This is a genomic window from Rhodococcus sp. FG69 (genome assembly GCF_057808915.1).
Window position 1 is genome coordinate 1 of record NZ_JBMDIX010000142.1, and the last position, 329, is coordinate 329.

The window sequence follows — 329 nt, forward strand, 5'->3', positions numbered from 1 at the left end:
GATGCCGTCCAAGGTGCTGGCAAGCCCTTCATTGATGTTGTTCAGGCCGTGGCGATTGTGGCCGCTGAGTGGGTGCGGGGTGTGGTCTGTCATGATCGTTTCTCCTGTCGGTCAAATTTTCGCGGGCGCGAAAATCGCGCCTGCCTGGTCACTGAAAAGCGGGGTTCTGGTCGGGCATGGCGACATACTCAACCTTGATGCGGGCGATTTCATCGCCGGGGATCTTCAAGAAGCCTTGCAGGTCGGGCAGGCCCATGATTTCCGAAGCGAGAACGGCGGATTGCCGCACCACCTGAACGGATGTGTTTTGGCTCTGGCTCTGGCCGTTG

At 59.0% G+C, this 329-nt stretch carries 1 protein-coding gene; it reads left to right on the forward strand.

Translation table 11 applies throughout. The annotated features are described in order from the left end of the window. Nucleotides 1-91: 91 nt before the first annotated feature. A partial coding sequence (locus ACODSO_RS29355) for a hypothetical protein (protein WP_489040116.1) occupies nucleotides 92-329 on the forward strand: 238 nt, incomplete at its 3' end.